The 14,022-nt window shown below is 56.0% G+C and carries 16 protein-coding genes; 8 read left to right on the forward strand and 8 right to left on the reverse strand.

All coding sequences use genetic code 11. From position 1 onward, the window contains the following. Nucleotides 1–26: 26 nt before the first annotated feature. Nucleotides 27–623: a LysE family translocator gene (locus tag Q0915_RS05635; RefSeq protein WP_299474483.1), complete on the forward strand. Its 597-nt coding sequence runs from the start codon at nucleotides 27–29 to the stop codon at nucleotides 621–623. Between the two features lie 256 nt (nucleotides 624–879). Continuing rightward, on the forward strand, nucleotides 880–1,416 hold the full coding sequence (locus Q0915_RS05640) for an AAA family ATPase (protein WP_299474486.1): 537 nt from the start codon (nucleotides 880–882) through the stop codon (nucleotides 1,414–1,416). Between the two features lie 86 nt (nucleotides 1,417–1,502). On the opposite strand, the gene Q0915_RS05645 is transcribed toward Q0915_RS05640, so the two are convergent. After that, on the reverse strand, nucleotides 1,503–2,180 hold the full coding sequence (locus Q0915_RS05645; protein WP_299474489.1) for a YafY family protein: 678 nt from the start codon (nucleotides 2,178–2,180) through the stop codon (nucleotides 1,503–1,505). Nucleotides 2,181–2,292: 112 nt separating this feature from the next. Here Q0915_RS05645 and Q0915_RS05650 point away from each other — a divergent pair, with 112 nt between their 5' ends. The 3 genes from Q0915_RS05650 (at nucleotide 2,293) to Q0915_RS05660 (ending at nucleotide 4,175) form a co-directional block, all read left to right on the forward strand. Continuing rightward, the gene (locus Q0915_RS05650) at nucleotides 2,293–2,844 is read left to right on the forward strand and encodes a pyridoxamine 5'-phosphate oxidase family protein (protein ID WP_299474492.1); all 552 of its coding nucleotides are present in this window, start codon (nucleotides 2,293–2,295) and stop codon (nucleotides 2,842–2,844) included. Next, a complete protein-coding gene (locus Q0915_RS05655; protein WP_299474495.1) occupies nucleotides 2,834–3,385 on the forward strand; it encodes a GNAT family N-acetyltransferase in 552 nt (183 codons plus the stop codon). Before Q0915_RS05650 ends, Q0915_RS05655 begins: the two co-directional genes overlap by 11 nt. Before the next feature lie 256 nt (nucleotides 3,386–3,641). Beyond that, nucleotides 3,642–4,175, forward strand: a complete 534-nt coding sequence (locus Q0915_RS05660; RefSeq protein ID WP_299474498.1) for a phosphoribosyl-AMP cyclohydrolase — start codon at nucleotides 3,642–3,644, stop codon at nucleotides 4,173–4,175. 208 nt (nucleotides 4,176–4,383) lie between these two features. Here the strand turns inward: Q0915_RS05660 and Q0915_RS05665 are convergent, their stop codons facing one another. Further along, nucleotides 4,384–5,094: a DUF1287 domain-containing protein gene (locus Q0915_RS05665; protein WP_299474501.1), complete on the reverse strand. Its 711-nt coding sequence runs from the start codon at nucleotides 5,092–5,094 to the stop codon at nucleotides 4,384–4,386. Nucleotides 5,095–5,402: 308 nt separating this feature from the next. Here Q0915_RS05665 and Q0915_RS05670 point away from each other — a divergent pair, with 308 nt between their 5' ends. Then, on the forward strand, nucleotides 5,403–5,822 hold the full coding sequence (locus Q0915_RS05670; protein WP_299474504.1) for a nuclear transport factor 2 family protein: 420 nt from the start codon (nucleotides 5,403–5,405) through the stop codon (nucleotides 5,820–5,822). A 67-nt stretch (nucleotides 5,823–5,889) separates the two neighbouring features. Here Q0915_RS05670 and Q0915_RS05675 read toward each other — a convergent pair whose 3' ends face one another. Next, nucleotides 5,890–6,483 (reverse strand): TetR/AcrR family transcriptional regulator, encoded by a 594-nt coding sequence (locus Q0915_RS05675; protein ID WP_299474507.1) that lies wholly within the window; start codon nucleotides 6,481–6,483, stop codon nucleotides 5,890–5,892. A 118-nt stretch (nucleotides 6,484–6,601) separates the two neighbouring features. Here Q0915_RS05675 and Q0915_RS05680 point away from each other — a divergent pair, with 118 nt between their 5' ends. After that, the gene (locus tag Q0915_RS05680) at nucleotides 6,602–7,030 is read left to right on the forward strand and encodes a VOC family protein (RefSeq protein WP_299474510.1); all 429 of its coding nucleotides are present in this window, start codon (nucleotides 6,602–6,604) and stop codon (nucleotides 7,028–7,030) included. 223 nt (nucleotides 7,031–7,253) lie between these two features. Beyond that, a complete protein-coding gene (locus tag Q0915_RS05685) occupies nucleotides 7,254–8,918 on the forward strand; it encodes a hypothetical protein (RefSeq protein ID WP_299474513.1) in 1,665 nt (554 codons plus the stop codon). Here the strand turns inward: Q0915_RS05685 and Q0915_RS05690 are convergent. The 5 genes from Q0915_RS05690 to Q0915_RS05710 are packed head-to-tail and all read right to left on the reverse strand — an operon-like array spanning nucleotide 8,905 to nucleotide 13,999. Further along, nucleotides 8,905–9,879, reverse strand: a complete 975-nt coding sequence (locus Q0915_RS05690; protein ID WP_299474516.1) for a hypothetical protein — start codon at nucleotides 9,877–9,879, stop codon at nucleotides 8,905–8,907. The two genes, Q0915_RS05685 and Q0915_RS05690, sit on opposite strands and share 14 nt — an antisense overlap. Next, nucleotides 9,876–10,985, reverse strand: a complete 1,110-nt coding sequence (locus Q0915_RS05695; protein ID WP_299474519.1) for a GNAT family N-acetyltransferase — start codon at nucleotides 10,983–10,985, stop codon at nucleotides 9,876–9,878. Before Q0915_RS05695 ends, Q0915_RS05690 begins: the two co-directional genes overlap by 4 nt. Then, nucleotides 10,982–12,190 (reverse strand): hypothetical protein, encoded by a 1,209-nt coding sequence (locus Q0915_RS05700; RefSeq protein WP_299474522.1) that lies wholly within the window; start codon nucleotides 12,188–12,190, stop codon nucleotides 10,982–10,984. Before Q0915_RS05700 ends, Q0915_RS05695 begins: the two co-directional genes overlap by 4 nt. Next, complete coding sequence (locus tag Q0915_RS05705) at nucleotides 12,183–13,064, reverse strand: ThiF family adenylyltransferase (RefSeq protein WP_299474525.1); 882 nt, start codon at nucleotides 13,062–13,064, stop codon at nucleotides 12,183–12,185. The genes Q0915_RS05700 and Q0915_RS05705 overlap by 8 nt, the downstream gene beginning before the upstream one ends. Then, a complete protein-coding gene (locus Q0915_RS05710) occupies nucleotides 13,061–13,999 on the reverse strand; it encodes a hypothetical protein (protein ID WP_299474528.1) in 939 nt (312 codons plus the stop codon). Before Q0915_RS05710 ends, Q0915_RS05705 begins: the two co-directional genes overlap by 4 nt. Nucleotides 14,000–14,022: the final 23 nt, after the last annotated feature.

The following is a 14,022-nucleotide window of genomic DNA, read 5'->3' on the forward strand; positions in this document are numbered from 1 at the left end:
ACGCGCTGCCGCCTCGTAGGTGAACCATGTTGGATCAGCTCTGGGCGCTTGTCGTGTTTGCGTTGATAGCCACAGGTTCACCCGGTGGCGCAACCACGCTTGCCACGGCATCCGGCGCGCGGTTCGGCTACCGGCGCAGCATTCCCCTGATCCTGGGCATCGCGTTTGCGCTTGCCGGCCTCGTGGCTGTGTCCGGAGCCGGTCTCGCCACATCACTCCAAGCGATGCCGCTTTTGGAGCTGGGCGTGAAGGCGGTCGGCTCAATTTACCTCCTCTGGCTTGCCGCGAAGGTTGGCTTGGCTGGTCCGCCCGCACCTGCTCAGGTCGATGACGAGCAACCCATCAGTCTCTTCAGGGGAGCCATGTTGTTGACCGTAAATCCGAAAGCCTGGGCAATGGCTTTGGGCGTGGCGTCGTCCTTTGCAGAATTGGCGAATGAGCCCCTGCTACTCGGCGGCATCCTTGCGCTGGTGTTCGGTCTTTCGGCACTGGTGTCGCTGACGGTCTGGGCTCTGGCCGGTGGTCTTATTGCACGGTGCTTGAGCACCGATCAGCACTGGCATCTGTTTAACGGAACCATGGCCGTCCTGCTCAGTGCCTCGATCATCCAGTTCTGGGTTTAATTGGACAGGTAGTACCGGCAATCTAGAAAAATGAGCGGAATGACCAGTGCTATTTTTTGTGAAAGCACTCGCCACTGTTTCTTAACTGAACTGATCCCGATATTTTCAAGAAACTGCTGCGCAGCCTTTTCAAGCGTTTTGTCGCCGGTTCAAAACATCAGCAGCACAGAAAGACGCCAACGATTGCTCGTTGCACCCTCCGGCGCCAATGCCTGAGCTAACATGATGTGGCCGAAGTCATTGAAAGGTGGACAAGTTGAACAGCACTTTCATCCTTTTGACCGGCTGCTCATGTGGCGGAAAATCAACACTGCTGGAGGCATTGCGCAAACGCGGGTTTGCAACCGTTCCAGAGCCCGGGCGGCGCATCGTCTCGGAAGAAAACGCTGGCAACGGCCAAGCTTTGCCTTGGGTGAATTTGAGGGCGTTTGCGCTGCGTGCGGTCGAAATGGCGAAGTCCGACCTGACATCAGTCCGGGATGCTAAAGGCCTTGTTTTCTTTGATAGGGGCCTAATCGATGCGGCTGTCGCTTTGGAACAATCAGGCGGCCAAACGGTGAAAGAAACACTTGATGGGTGCCGGCCTTACGCGAAAAAAGTCTTCGTTGTCCCGCCCTGGAAGGAGCTCTTTGCGAAAGACGCCGAGCGCAAGCATGATTTCAAAACGGCGGTTCAGGAATATGACCGTATCAACCGGACCCTGGATGATCTGGGATACACAATTAGAGAGTTGCCGCAGGCACCGGTGTTCGAAAGGGCAAACACGATATTGCACGAGTGCGGCGCCCTTTAGCTTCAGGTGAAATCAATGCCGGTTTTCGCGACTAGGCGCTGGATCAGCGAGCGTGCGGAAAGGGACGCTGCGCAGTGGCCATTACGCTAGTGTTCGAACCCAGCCTTCGCTGTCTCCATGTCCTGCAGTTTTTCCCGTAGCTTTGTACCCGCGCCCACAAACCCATCATCCGACAGATTGCAGCGCTCGATGCGATCGATGCGGAAGTGTCTGAAATCGGACCGCAATTCACACCATGCCGCAAGTACCGCAACTCGGACGTAGTACGTAATCGAAAGGGGCAGAACTTTGCGGCTTGTTTCTATTTCGGCGAGGTCCTTATAAGAAATTTCGACCTTTCTTTCTTCCCTGACAGCTGTTCGAAGTGCGCCGATGATAGCCGGGTCGATTTCCTCGATGCCCCAGTCGGAAACGCTCAGCGTCTCGGATGATGCTTTTGTGGTGCCGATTTTTGAAAGCACCCGCTGTGCCGCCTTTTGAAGCGTCTTGTCACCGGTGCGGGACAACAGGCTCAAACCGACAACAATCGCCTCGATCTCTTCGCGGCCAAAATTCAAGGGCGGCAGGTCGTAGCCGTCGGCCATGACATACCCGACACCGACCTCTCCCTCGATGGGGATGCGCATGGACTGTAGCGTGACGATATCACGGTAGATGGTCCGTTGAGAGACTTCCAGCTGCGCAGCGAGGTAGGTGGACGGCACCGGTTCGCCCTGCCGTCTCAACAGTTGAATAAGCTCAAATAGCCTGTCTGTTCTTTGCATCGCGCTTTGCCTTTTTCGCGCATCGGCATCAGCATACTGACAGCCTGTTGTCAGTATGTCTCGTTTACAAATCCCGCAAACAGATCAACCCGGGACGGAACAGGCTCCTTTCATGGCAACTGCACATTCTCTCAATTCAACCCTGCGTTCGTTTATCGATCGCCAGCACATGTTCTTTGTCGCAACGGCAGACGTGGCCGGACGCGTCAATGTCTCACCGAAGGGCATGGACACACTCCAGATTCTTGAAGACACCCGCGTGCGATGGCTGAACCTCAGCGGAAGCGGGAATGAAACCGCCGCGCATGTTCAGGCGACAGGCCGCATGACCCTGATGTTCTGCGCGTTCGAAGGGGCGGCGATGATCCTGCGCCTTTATGGCCAGGCAAAGGTTCGGCATCCCCGCGATGAAAGCTGGCCAGTGTTGCTTGAGGATTTTCCGGAGATTGCCGGAAGCCGCCAGGTGTTTGATCTTTCGATAGATCTCGTCCAGACGTCTTGTGGAACCGGGGTTCCTTTGATGGACTTCAAGGCCAATCGTGCTGACGCCGAACTTGTTCCATTTTATGAGAACATGGGAGAAGACGGTGTACGCGACTACTGGAGGCGCAAGAACATGCTCACAATCGACGGGAAGCCGACTGGTATCTTCGATGAGCTTTGACATCCGGCTGGCAACGTGGGCCCACTTTGAGGCCGTGATGGGCGAAAAAGGTGGCTGCGGCGGCTGTTGGTGCATGTTGTGGCGGCAGACGGCCCAGGAAATGGAGGCAGGGAAGGGCGAGGGCAATCGAGTCGCGATGAAGGCCCTCTTCACCAGTGGCGAGGTCCCCGGGTTGGTTGCGATGAGCGGTGAACGAGCCGTCGGCTGGATCCAGATTGACCGGAGATCAGCCTTTCCCCGCCTTGCCGCTTCACGAATACTGAAACCGGTCGACGATCAGGATGTCTGGAGCGTTTCCTGCTTCTTTATCGACAAGGGCTTTCGACGCCAGGGGCTGTCTCTAGCCTTGTTGAATGCTGCGACAGACTGGGCGCGCGCCCAGGGTGCCTCTGTCGTTGAAGGCTATCCTATCGACACACCTAAAGAGAAGTACCCGCCTGTATACGCTTGGACCGGTTTTCTCGAAACGTTCAAACGAGCAGGTTTTTCCGAAGCCGCACGTCGCTCACCAACGCGGCCGATAATGCGAAAACATCTCTGAGAACTTAAGCAAAATGCGGTTCCTAAAGCCTGCTAAGGACTGCGTACCGTGCGATCAGCCTTGGCTATCCTGACGGGGTCAGTTCCACACGCAGATCGAAGGGGAGCTACGCTTACCTGGTACAGCGTTGACGAAGATAAATTTTTTTAAATTTCAGGCTCTAGGCTGGCCGACATAATCGCGTCACATAAGCAAACTTCTATTCAATTTTAGCGAGCTTCAAGAGCGTGACTCAACCAATGGTGAAGGAATTATGATGGCCATCAAGTCTATTTTTGCGGCAAGCACAGCGCTTTCCTTCTTGTTTGCAGGTGCAGCCTTTGGTCAGGGCATTTCAACGCAAGCCGTCATCGATGCCCAGAAAGACTGGGGCGAGGGCATCGTTGAGATAGCGAAACTGCATGAAAAAGGAGCCGACTTCAAAGCGCGAGCAGAAGAACATATCAACACACTTTATGCCTATGGCGACGCAGACGTTATGTTTAAACCAACGTTGGCCGCAGAAGATCAATTCCGAGGAACGTTTGACGAAGCGCTGAGCTACTTCATTGGAACTGAAGGGTCGGAAGACAGCGGTTTTGCAACCAAGGGGTGGACTAAGGTTCGCTGGGAAAACATCGGGATCCACACAGCGGATGATACCGCAATGGCGATGGGCAACTACTTCTTTACCGGGCCTGACGGGAAGGAAGTCAAGGTAGAGTACACTTTTGGATACGTGCAAGACGAATCAGGTGACCTGAAAATCATCCTTCATCACTCCTCTCTGCCTTACGATCCATCCAACTGAGGTGGTCGCGGGAGCCTCGGCGAGCAATAAGGCCAATACTGACTAAAGACCTTTGTGACCCGTGTCGCACAGGTCTTATTGATGTTGTGAGGTTTTGGTTCCCGGTTTTGTAAGGATCGGCGCTCTTACCGCCGGTTGGCAGATGCGAAACTTGTGAACGCTAAAAGCCGATTCAGTGTCGACACTGAAGCAAAAATCATCAGGCTCGTTAACTGCTGATGCCTGGTTTGAACCGGTACCGCCCGGTAATCTCAAATTCGAAGAGCGTGTCTTCCAGACGCGTGCCGGCGCCAATGTTGTGAATGATCAGCGGCCGCTTGCCATCCTGAGACCGGTGCTGCGTGACGATCGCCATGTGCGGCAGATTGCCGGGTAACATCTGTGAGACAACATCACCGGGAAAGTAGTCTCCGGACCGGTCACTGACCGGGAGTGATGCGCCTTTGCGCTCGAAGAATGTCCGAAGGTTCGGAACGCGCCGGTGATCAATGTTGCGGTCCGGCCGCTTGAGGCCCCAGATCTTCGGGTAGGAAGCGAAATGGCGTTTCATGTCCGCATTGACCTCTTTTTGAAGGTCAAATCCGAACGCGTCTCGATAGGCGCGCACGACCACGTCGGTACAGACACCGCGTTCCCGGGGCAGGTCACCGTTCGGAAAGCTGAGGCCGACATAGGCGGGATCATAGATCAGCGTGACACCAATCTGGTCCTCGGCTGCCGAAATCAGTTTTTCAGCCCAGGGCTCCGGTTGGAGAAGGTCCCGCTGAAAATTGATCCGGACCAGCGGATCCTTGCGGGTGTCAATGGCGCTTTGCGCCAGCTGCAATCCCGCTTCCAGTTGACCGGGTATCATGGCCGCCGTCGTCAGGCCGCCTCCCGCAACAACGCCGGCTCCGATCAGAAAGTCTCTGCGCTTCATACAACATCCATACGTTCTCGCCCGGAACCCGAAATAAGCGGATTCTGAGTCAGGAATGGGGCGATGCGGCGGATTTTCTTTCAAATTTCAATCAAGATCCTGTTGCGGGCTTAAAAAAGGCTGCGAATGGACCTGGGATTTGAGACACCGAACGCTTGATGCCGTTTTGGAAGGGTCTGCGGCGAGAGATGTCATTTCGATCACGCCGATCAACCGGAACTCGTACGGTCAAGATCGGCAGGGTTATTTCTGGTTGCAAAGGCGTGTACAATTCAATTGTACCTAATACACGGTCCGGGGAGGCAAAAATGACTGCGAGCGAAAATTTGAGCGCTTTGAAGCGCTGCTATGAATTGTGGAACGACACGAAGGGCGGCAGCGTCGATGCCTGGCTGGATCTATTTGCCGACAACATCGATTTCAAGTCGCTCGCGATGGCGCAGGATCCGGCTATTGATTTCACAAAACCGAGCCAGGGCAAAGCAGAGGTTATCCAGTATCTTGAAGGTCTGAAATCCGACTGGTCGATGGACCACTACACGATTGCCGATTATGTCGTTGACGGCAATACGATCTGCGCCTTCGGCTCGACGGCCTGGACCAACAAGAAGACCGGAAAGTATATGGATACGCCGAAACTCGACTACATTAAGTTCGAGAACGGCAAGATCGTCTTCTTTTTCGAGTTTTACGACACGGCTTCGCTGATTTCCTGCGCCTGCGACTGACAAAGTCTGCGTACAGGATTTGGGATCGTGGCGGTCTTTTGGACCAACGTGCGAGCCGACTTCGTTCCTAGCCTTTCAGGATCCCTGACAGCAGTGACAATGTTGCGCGTTCGTAGGCTTCCCGATCTTCACCGTTGGCGATGGCCAGTGCTGCGCGGTCGAAGGACGAGGACAGGAGGTCTGCAAGCGGCTCGAGCGGGATGCCCTCAAGTGCGCCGTGCGCGGCAGCATGTTGAAGACCTTCCAGGAGTGTCGCGCCGCCTGTTTCCCTGTCGATAACAGCCATCTCCTCGACACCGAGGACTGCGGGTCCTTCCAGCAACAGGATTCTGGCGCGGCCCGGTGCCGACATGGCCGTGAAGTAGGCACGTGCCCCCGCCATGAACGCATCGAGAGGTGTCTGATCCGTGCTGGTATCGGCGTTTATCTCGGTCGCGATGGCTGCGGCTTCCTGGCGCACAAGCGCACGCATCAGGTCCGCCTTGTCGGCAAAGTGATGATAGAGCGCGCCTCTGGTGACTTCGGCCGCCTTCACAATGTCGGGTGTTCCCGTTTCCGCATACCCCTTTTCCACAATCAGCTTGCGCGCGGCACGCAGGAGGGCGCGCCGTGTTTCAGCCCGGCGCTCGGCTTGAGATCGGCGAGGTTTTTCAACTTGCATACATGCAGCCTGTATGTTAATTTATTTTTACATACAGACTGTATGTCTTTTTATGCCGAAGGAAAAGCCTGAATGTCTCAAGAGCGTGGATAGTTCGGGAAAACGAAGGAGAAATGCCATGAAATGCACTCAATACTATCCCGTTCTCATGACGGAAAACGTCGGCGAGACGGCCCGTTTCTACCTAGATAACTTTGGCTTCAGGGCTGCGTTCGAAGCCGACTGGTATGTCCACCTGCAGTCCGAGGAAGACGAAAAGGTCAACCTTGCCATTCTCGATAAAAACCATGAGACCGTTCCTGAAGAGGGGCGGGGACGTGAAGCTGCGGGGCTTCTTTTGAATTTCGAAGTGGACAATGTGGACGATCTCTACGAGCAGCTTTCAAAGAAAGGCCTGCCGATCCTGCTGGCTCTTAAAGATGAGCCCTTCGGTCAGCGTCATTTCATCACGAAAGATCCGAATGGCGTGATGATCGATGTGATCAAGCCGATCCCGCCAAGTGCTGAGTTTCTGGCCCAATATTCGCCGGACGCAGTGCCCGCCTGAACAGCGCAAGGTCATGGATTTGGAGCGCGGACAGGACGGCCGCGCTTCAAACCGACTGTGCAGATTGTGCAAGGAGGGAATGCCTTGGGTTTTTACCAAATGACCGGAAATCGGATGTGTTCACAAAAAGGCATTCCCATTTGTAGTATCCCTTTGAATAGCCATATGACGGCTCAAGCCCGTTTTATGAAACGGCTGTCACGCGTTGGATTGAAAGGGCACCATGAAACGCATTGCGTTTGCCGTTCTTCTGCTTCTCTGCGGTATTGCGGCGCTACTCCTGGTCGGCAAACCTTTTGACCTTCGGACGTCGTCGACGGCGCTGGCATCACTTGAACCAGCGTTTCAGTCTGAGCGGGATCGCGGCATAGCTACCTTCGGTTTCGGCGATTTCGGTGCGCTGAGCACAGACACACTCAAAACCTCGGCGGTTCCTTGGAAACTCGCCGTCTCGGCTTTGGCTCTGCAACAGACGCATGGGGATTTGAATGCCGTTGGCGAGGTGGATATCAGTGCACTTTTCCGCACTTTCGGGTTTCACAGTCCCGGAAAGATTGCGAACTGGCCAAGCGGGCTGTCGGAGCCGGATCTGTCCAAGCCGGTAGGCCTCAACACAGGCCTTGCAAGCCACGATTTTCTGCCGACAGCTGTCACCATCGCCAATACCGGATGTGCCGCCTGCCATGCGAGCGTGACCTACACGGCAGACGGAACGCCGGACACCGAGCGGATCTGGCTTGGCATGCCAAACAGTTCGATCAATCTGGAAGCTTATGCGTCTGCGCTTTTTTCCGCTTTCAAAACCTATGGTGACGACAGCGGCCTTTTGCTGGAAACCGTTCAGCAGCTTTTTCCCGAGACGACCTGGCAGGAGCGGCAGACCTTGCGTATTGCGATCCTGCCCCTTCTTCAAAAGGAGATCGTTGAGCGGCAAAAAACCTTTGGCCGGTTGCTGCCATTCTCGGCCGGGCTGCCCGGAGCGACGAATGGTCTGGATGCCCTTAAAAACCAGTTGGACCTCATTCCGGACGGCGCAACCGTCGAGAAGAGCGCCTTCAACTCCATCCCGGATCTGGGTGAACGGCACTGGAGGCGAAGCTTCCTGAATTCGGCCGTTTATGCGCCGCCTGGAAGTGATCTCCAATCGGAGACGCGACCGGAGGATCTCGACAACAAGCATCTCCAGGAAATGGCGTCTGTTATCGCCTATTTCACTGTTCCGAGCATGGGTGTTAGCGGGGAGGTTGCCGAGGCGCATATCGAAGATGCGGAAGCCGTCCTCCAATGGCTGACAACTTATCGGCCTCAACCGTTTCCGGGGCAGATAGACAGAACACAGCTGCAACTCGGGCAGTCGGTCTATGCTGCAAAGTGCAGTCGCTGTCATGGCGTTTACAACAGCAGTCTCGAAACACCTGAACTCATCTCGTTCCCCAATTGGTTAGGCGATGTCGGAACCGACAGACGGCTTATGGAACTGACAGACGAAAGTGTCGCGGAGGCGGTCAATGCCGGCCTGTTCGGTCGTTACATCAGCGCCAAAAGCACAGGTGCCTATGCTGCCCCGCCGCTAACCGGCATTTGGGCTAGCGCGCCTTATCTCCACAATGGCAGTGTTCCAACGCTGTGGCACCTGATGCGTCCGGACCAGCGTCCGCACAAATTTGTTGTCGGTGGGCACTCTCTCGATATGAAAAAGGTCGGCATACGCGGGCAAAAAGATGGAAATGGAGGATGGATGCCAGGCAACGAGCACATCCCCTGGTCGCTTGCAGCGGAGATCGATGTCAGTACATACGGCCTTGGGGCTCAGGGGCACGAAAGCGAGTTCAAAAACCTTACGGAAGACCAGAAAGACGCGCTTCTGGAATACCTCAAGCTTCTATGAGGAGCTGGCGCGCAGCCAATCGGGCTTTTGGCGGTTGCCTGTTTCCCGGATGTGGTCCAACGCGCAGTACCGTGGTCAGGTCGCGGTTATCGGGCAAGCGGTAAAGGCGAACAACCTCTTGCCGCGCGGCTGCATTGTCCGCAAGAACGGCCATCGGCCAGGCGGCAAAACCTGCCTGGGTGAGGGCGATCCAGAAATCATAGAACCTGCCACCGCTCGTCCAGCGGTCTTCCCCCTGTGGCCTGTGAAAGGCGACCAGGCCCGTTGCGGTTACGGTCTTGCTGTGTTCGGAAACCACGGCCTTGGCAAAACCGATGCGATCGATCAGTTCAAACATGGGGCGGCGCAACACCAGCCCAGCGGCCCGGGCCTCCAGCCCTGACATTGCAAGCGCGTCTGCAGATAGTCCGTCGGTGTCCCAGTGCGGGTTAGACCGGCTCAACCGCATCCAATCCAAAAGTTCGCGCCGGAAGTCGGGCGCGCGCATGATTGCCAGACTCGCCTGATCATTCCATTCGGACAGCGCCTCGATCTGGTCCTTCGCCTGGGTCAGGGCCGTATCGTCTCTGGAGGCGCAAATCTCCTCAAGCGCTTTGCGGGCGTCGATTGAAGGTGCTTCAAATCCAGCTCTGAAGGTGGTTCTCTTATTGAGCAATTCAGCCGGTAGCACGGGACCCGCGTCGGAAGATAGCTGAATGCGGGCGCGATCCCCGTCGGCTTCCCATCCTGACGTTCCCATGCCATTGCGGGCCAGAGCCAGGATTGTCCCGTAAAGGGCGGCGCCCCCACTCAAGCGCGCATCCTTGTTTTCAGGGTCGCCGATCGGGAGCAGCCGAGAAGGCTCCAGACTAAGAAGAATGGCGTTGTCGCCGTCAGCCTGCCAGCGCGTCGGTTGTGTGTTGTGTGCCGACGGTGCCAGATTGGCTTCTTCGGCGATCCTTTCAAGAAAGTCCGGGGTCACTTGAGCACCTTTCTGAAAAGGTGCGTGCGGTGAAGCTGATGCCCTCCGGCCTTTTCCGTTTGAGCAAGGCTCGCCGGATTGACGTCGGCGATCCAGGTGTTGCCGAGTGTCTCGTAACCGGTTGCCTTCATGGACAGAATGACTTGCCTCAGCACGACCGGATTGATGCCTTTCCCGTGCATGTCGGCGCGCACGGCGGCATAAATCAGAATGGCGCGGCGGTTGGTGAACCTGTGGCGCAGAAAGTGCCACGGCATCGACAGGCCCGGGCGTGAGCGAATGCGTTGAAGAAACGGGTTCAGATCCGGAACGCAAAGTATTGTCGCCACAGGCTCGCCGCGATAGGTCAGCAGGGCAGAGATCCTGGGATCGATGATCCAGACCATGTCTTTGGCCTGGAAATTGTATTCCTCGGCGCTCACCGGAACGAACATGGGATTTTTGGCAAAAGCGGAATTCAACAGGAAGCGCGCCTGTTCCATTCGCTCCTTGATGTTCCAGCGCGAGATCTTTGCAAACTGGAAGTCCGGATCGTCCAGGACTGCCTGCTGCTTCGGCCCGATCGCCGGAGCTTCTTTTTTCTTCAGATCGATCTCGAAAGTTGCCATCGGGAATTCAGCCGAATAGCCGAACTCCTCCAGAAATTGCGTAATGTGTGGAGGATTCCAGACCTGATCGGTATAGGGCGTGTTCTCAAACCCGTCGGTGACGACACCGATCTGCTGCATGGCCGTCAGATTGAAATTTCCGGCGATTTCCTCAAGCTTGCGCTCTCGCGCCCAGTTTTCTGCCGCGTTCAGGAGAGCGCCAGCCGCCTCCTTGTCTTCCGCGCAGTCAAAGTATCCGAAATAGGCGCGCCGCAATCCGTGCAATTCATTTGAGGCAGTGTGGACATGAGCAGTAATGCGGCCAATAGGGCGGTCGTCTCTGAGCGCAGTGAATATCGAAATCTCGCCCTGATCTGAAAACAACGGGTTCTTGTCATGCGACACGAACCTCTGCAAATCGGAGCGCAGGGGCGAGACGAAGGGACTCTGCGAACCGTAAGCATTGAAGGGTGCTTCGAAAAAATCGTCGAAGTTACCAGTCTCAATCCGCAGGTTCATACCGTATCCTTCAAGATTGAATCGCGCTGGGCAATGACGCGGGCGATTGCGAAAGCAGACCGCAGACTGCTGCTTGATGTTGCGGCGAAACCTGCGGGCGACCCCACCGCTACGGTCAACGGCGTTTCGGCAACGAGAATGACTTCATTACCGCCGACGCGTGAAAGCAATTCCCTCAGCTGGCTTTGCGCTGCCGTATCGTGAGACTTGTTTTTGGGAAGGTCTGACAAGGCAATCGCACCACTCGGTTTCAAATGATTGAAAAGCGTCTCCCTGTCGTAGTCCTGAAGTTCGTCTCCCCGGATCATGGTGTATCCTGCCGTCAGACCGTAGCGATCAAGTGCTGCAAGAAAGTCTTCAAGGCTCTCCGTTTTTCGCATGGCTCCAAGCAAAGAGGTTTGCCGGCGGTCTCGGCGGATGGCAGCAGACGACAGACCGAGAACAAGCACGAGCATCAGCGACACGACGATTGCCAGCGTTTCCAGCGTTTCCTTTGCGGAAAGCCCGGTTTGGAGATCGATCAGCCACGCGGCAAGTCCAGCGGTCAGGGCGATTGCGGCGACTGCAAAAAATACGCGCGCCGCACTCGCTATTCGCGCTTCCAGCGTTACCGCAACCCAGGCGACGGTCAACGCACCAAGGCCGGAAAGGTACGGCAGGTGTTCAGGCGGCAGAAGGTCGTAGTCCGACAGGAGAAGGATCATGACGATCGGAATTGCGATTGCAAAGCGGTTGATCGCGATGTTTTCCGTCTGTGACAGGCTTTGCCGGTCACGCGTCACGAGCAGATAAAAGACGAGTGCAAAAGACACAAACTGATAGATCAACACCAGATACAAAAAGGTTGGTGAGAAAGTGATCGCGCTGGGCAGAAACAGGGCCGTAAACCCGATCGCTCCCATACCTGCAACTACCATCAGTTTGACAAACCCGGGTGCGTGCCGCCGCAAAAAGCCTTCGGCAAGCAGCAGTGCCGCAACGGGTATGAGTGCTGCCGCCAAAAACATGGCGCTGCGGATAAAGTCGATTGTGACCAGCCAGCTGGCAGCCCGCAGAAAATAGAACGCTGCAACGACCATCAGGGTAAAGCGGAAACGGCCCGCGACACCGCCGCCTGCCGGATCGATCTGGTAGCGGACAATCAGAAGACCTGCCACCGCCGACAGGGTCACCGTCAGATCGGTTACGAGTTGCGATTCAGTCATCGGACGACCCGATCATGCCAGCCAGTTGCCGGCGCACGAACGGTTCCAGGATCGCGGCAAGCGGGCGTGGCAACGGTCGCTCGATCTTTGCTTTATAAGGATTGAAAAACCATCCGCGTTCGTCGGTGCTGTTCGGCAAATCGAGCAGCAGTCCAAGCGCTTCGTAGGCCATCAGCGCTCCGGTGTTGATCACCATCGGGGCAAACGACATCCGGCTGCGCCGTCCGGCCGCAACCTCTGCTGCAAGGTCCAGATCGATGTAGTGCCGGGATGACGAATTCAGCATCACGAACACGGCTTCAGCGAAAAACGCTTCGCTGCGCTGCGTGTCCGTGATGGCGTCCCATTGCGTCTGTGTTGTCGGATACCGCAGGCGTTCCTCGGGTGTCGGCCGCCCGGGCCTGGTGACATAAACCGACGGTAATGGCGATGCGTAGGCGTCGATCACCGGTCGGCCGAGTTTACGCGCGGTGCGATACAGAAGCAGGGTCGCAGCAAGATTGTCGGTGCCGTTCACAACAACCGCGGCTTTCGAGATGAGTTCTGAAGCCGCATTCGTCCAGGAGGCATCGAAAACATCGATCTTGGCCTCTGGGTTGATCTCCAGGCACTGGTCTCTTGTCGCTTCTGCCTTTGGATGATCAAGAGAGCGGAGGTTGGCAAAGACCTGCCGGTTGAGATTGGACGTCTCAAAGCAATCGAGATCGGCCAGTATCAGGTTTCCGACGCCGGAGCGTATGAGCGACTGGATCGCTGCGCCCCCCATGCCCCCGGTTCCGCAAACAAAGACGCAGGCGTCGTTCAGCTTTTGCTGCTGCTGTTCGGTGACGAAACCGATGTTGCGAGTGGTAAATTCGGAGTAGGTAAAGGTCATCGCGCCCGCAAAAGTCCGTAGTCTTTTTTCGAATTGAACCAGTGGGCCACCGGTAGGAAAACCCGCCGCGTGATAACAAGGACACCCAATGCGGCGAGTTGTATCAGAGACCCCCGCGGAACGGACCGGGAAACATATCTTTGTGCCGCTGCGAGATCGATCAGGCCGATCTGCAACAGGTCGTCACCACGGTCGTAGTTGAGCTCCCGCGCGCACCAGACATTGTATTTCTCGTCGCGATGTTTTGATGCTTCTTCGATGGTTTTTTTCAGATCATCCGAACCGCCGGTATAGGCGTTTTTGATGAGAAAGCGTTTCTCATCAAATTCAGCGTCAGTACCAACGCCGAACACGCTGCGATGGGATCGCATGATCTCACGGGCAATCAAGACTTTGCGAAAATCTCTGGGTTCCGGCTCTTCCGGTGTCGGGCTTACTTCCGAAAAAGTGTCCGTGACCATGCCGACAACGGCGGGCACTTGCGTAACGTTGGAAACATAAAGGGGCCGCAAGCCGCCGCGAATGAACAGCAAAAGGCATGTCAGGCCGTACAGGATCCATGACAGTCCCTTTTGGCGCTCTGACGGATCCACCATGACCAGACCGAGATGGATAACGCGCCTCAAGGTCCCGGACTGCTGAACATCCATGAGCGACAACGCATTGAACGCGATCGGTTTTTGATCTTTCGAGCGACGGACAAGGGTGATGATCGCGTTTTCGAGCCGTTCGCGCTTGCCGGACAAAACTCCATAGTCGAGCGCGCCGCTCTCAAGAGAGGCGGTCGCGACGGTTAGCAGATCCGATTGGAAGCCCTTAAGGCGATCAGTGTCCATCCAACGGCCCGGGCGCTCGACGATCTCAACGGTGTTGGCGCCGCTCTTGAACGACACATTGAGGTATTCCCTACTGATTGCTTTGGCGATCAGCCTCATCAGAACCTGCTCATGTGTGTCTT

This window comes from uncultured Roseibium sp., assembly GCF_947494555.1.
GTDB lineage: Bacteria > Pseudomonadota > Alphaproteobacteria > Rhizobiales > Stappiaceae > Roseibium.

Coding starts and splice junctions, on each gene's coding strand:
- Q0915_RS05660 (WP_299474498.1), top strand. CDS start 3,642: ATGGCCATCAAGTCTATTTTTGCGGCAAGCACAGCGCTTTCCTTCTTG.
- Q0915_RS05650 (WP_299474492.1), top strand. CDS start 2,293: ATGGCAACTGCACATTCTCTCAATTCAACCCTGCGTTCGTTTATCGAT.
- Q0915_RS05670 (WP_299474504.1), top strand. CDS start 5,403: ATGACTGCGAGCGAAAATTTGAGCGCTTTGAAGCGCTGCTATGAATTG.
- Q0915_RS05695 (WP_299474519.1), bottom strand. CDS start 10,985: ATGAACCTGCGGATTGAGACTGGTAACTTCGACGATTTTTTCGAAGCA.
- Q0915_RS05680 (WP_299474510.1), top strand. CDS start 6,602: ATGAAATGCACTCAATACTATCCCGTTCTCATGACGGAAAACGTCGGC.
- Q0915_RS05700 (WP_299474522.1), bottom strand. CDS start 12,190: ATGACTGAATCGCAACTCGTAACCGATCTGACGGTGACCCTGTCGGCG.
- Q0915_RS05705 (WP_299474525.1), bottom strand. CDS start 13,064: ATGACCTTTACCTACTCCGAATTTACCACTCGCAACATCGGTTTCGTC.
- Q0915_RS05710 (WP_299474528.1), bottom strand. CDS start 13,999: ATGAGGCTGATCGCCAAAGCAATCAGTAGGGAATACCTCAATGTGTCG.
- Q0915_RS05655 (WP_299474495.1), top strand. CDS start 2,834: ATGAGCTTTGACATCCGGCTGGCAACGTGGGCCCACTTTGAGGCCGTG.
- Q0915_RS05635 (WP_299474483.1), top strand. CDS start 27: ATGTTGGATCAGCTCTGGGCGCTTGTCGTGTTTGCGTTGATAGCCACA.
- Q0915_RS05675 (WP_299474507.1), bottom strand. CDS start 6,483: ATGCAAGTTGAAAAACCTCGCCGATCTCAAGCCGAGCGCCGGGCTGAA.
- Q0915_RS05665 (WP_299474501.1), bottom strand. CDS start 5,094: ATGAAGCGCAGAGACTTTCTGATCGGAGCCGGCGTTGTTGCGGGAGGC.
- Q0915_RS05685 (WP_299474513.1), top strand. CDS start 7,254: ATGAAACGCATTGCGTTTGCCGTTCTTCTGCTTCTCTGCGGTATTGCG.
- Q0915_RS05645 (WP_299474489.1), bottom strand. CDS start 2,180: ATGCAAAGAACAGACAGGCTATTTGAGCTTATTCAACTGTTGAGACGG.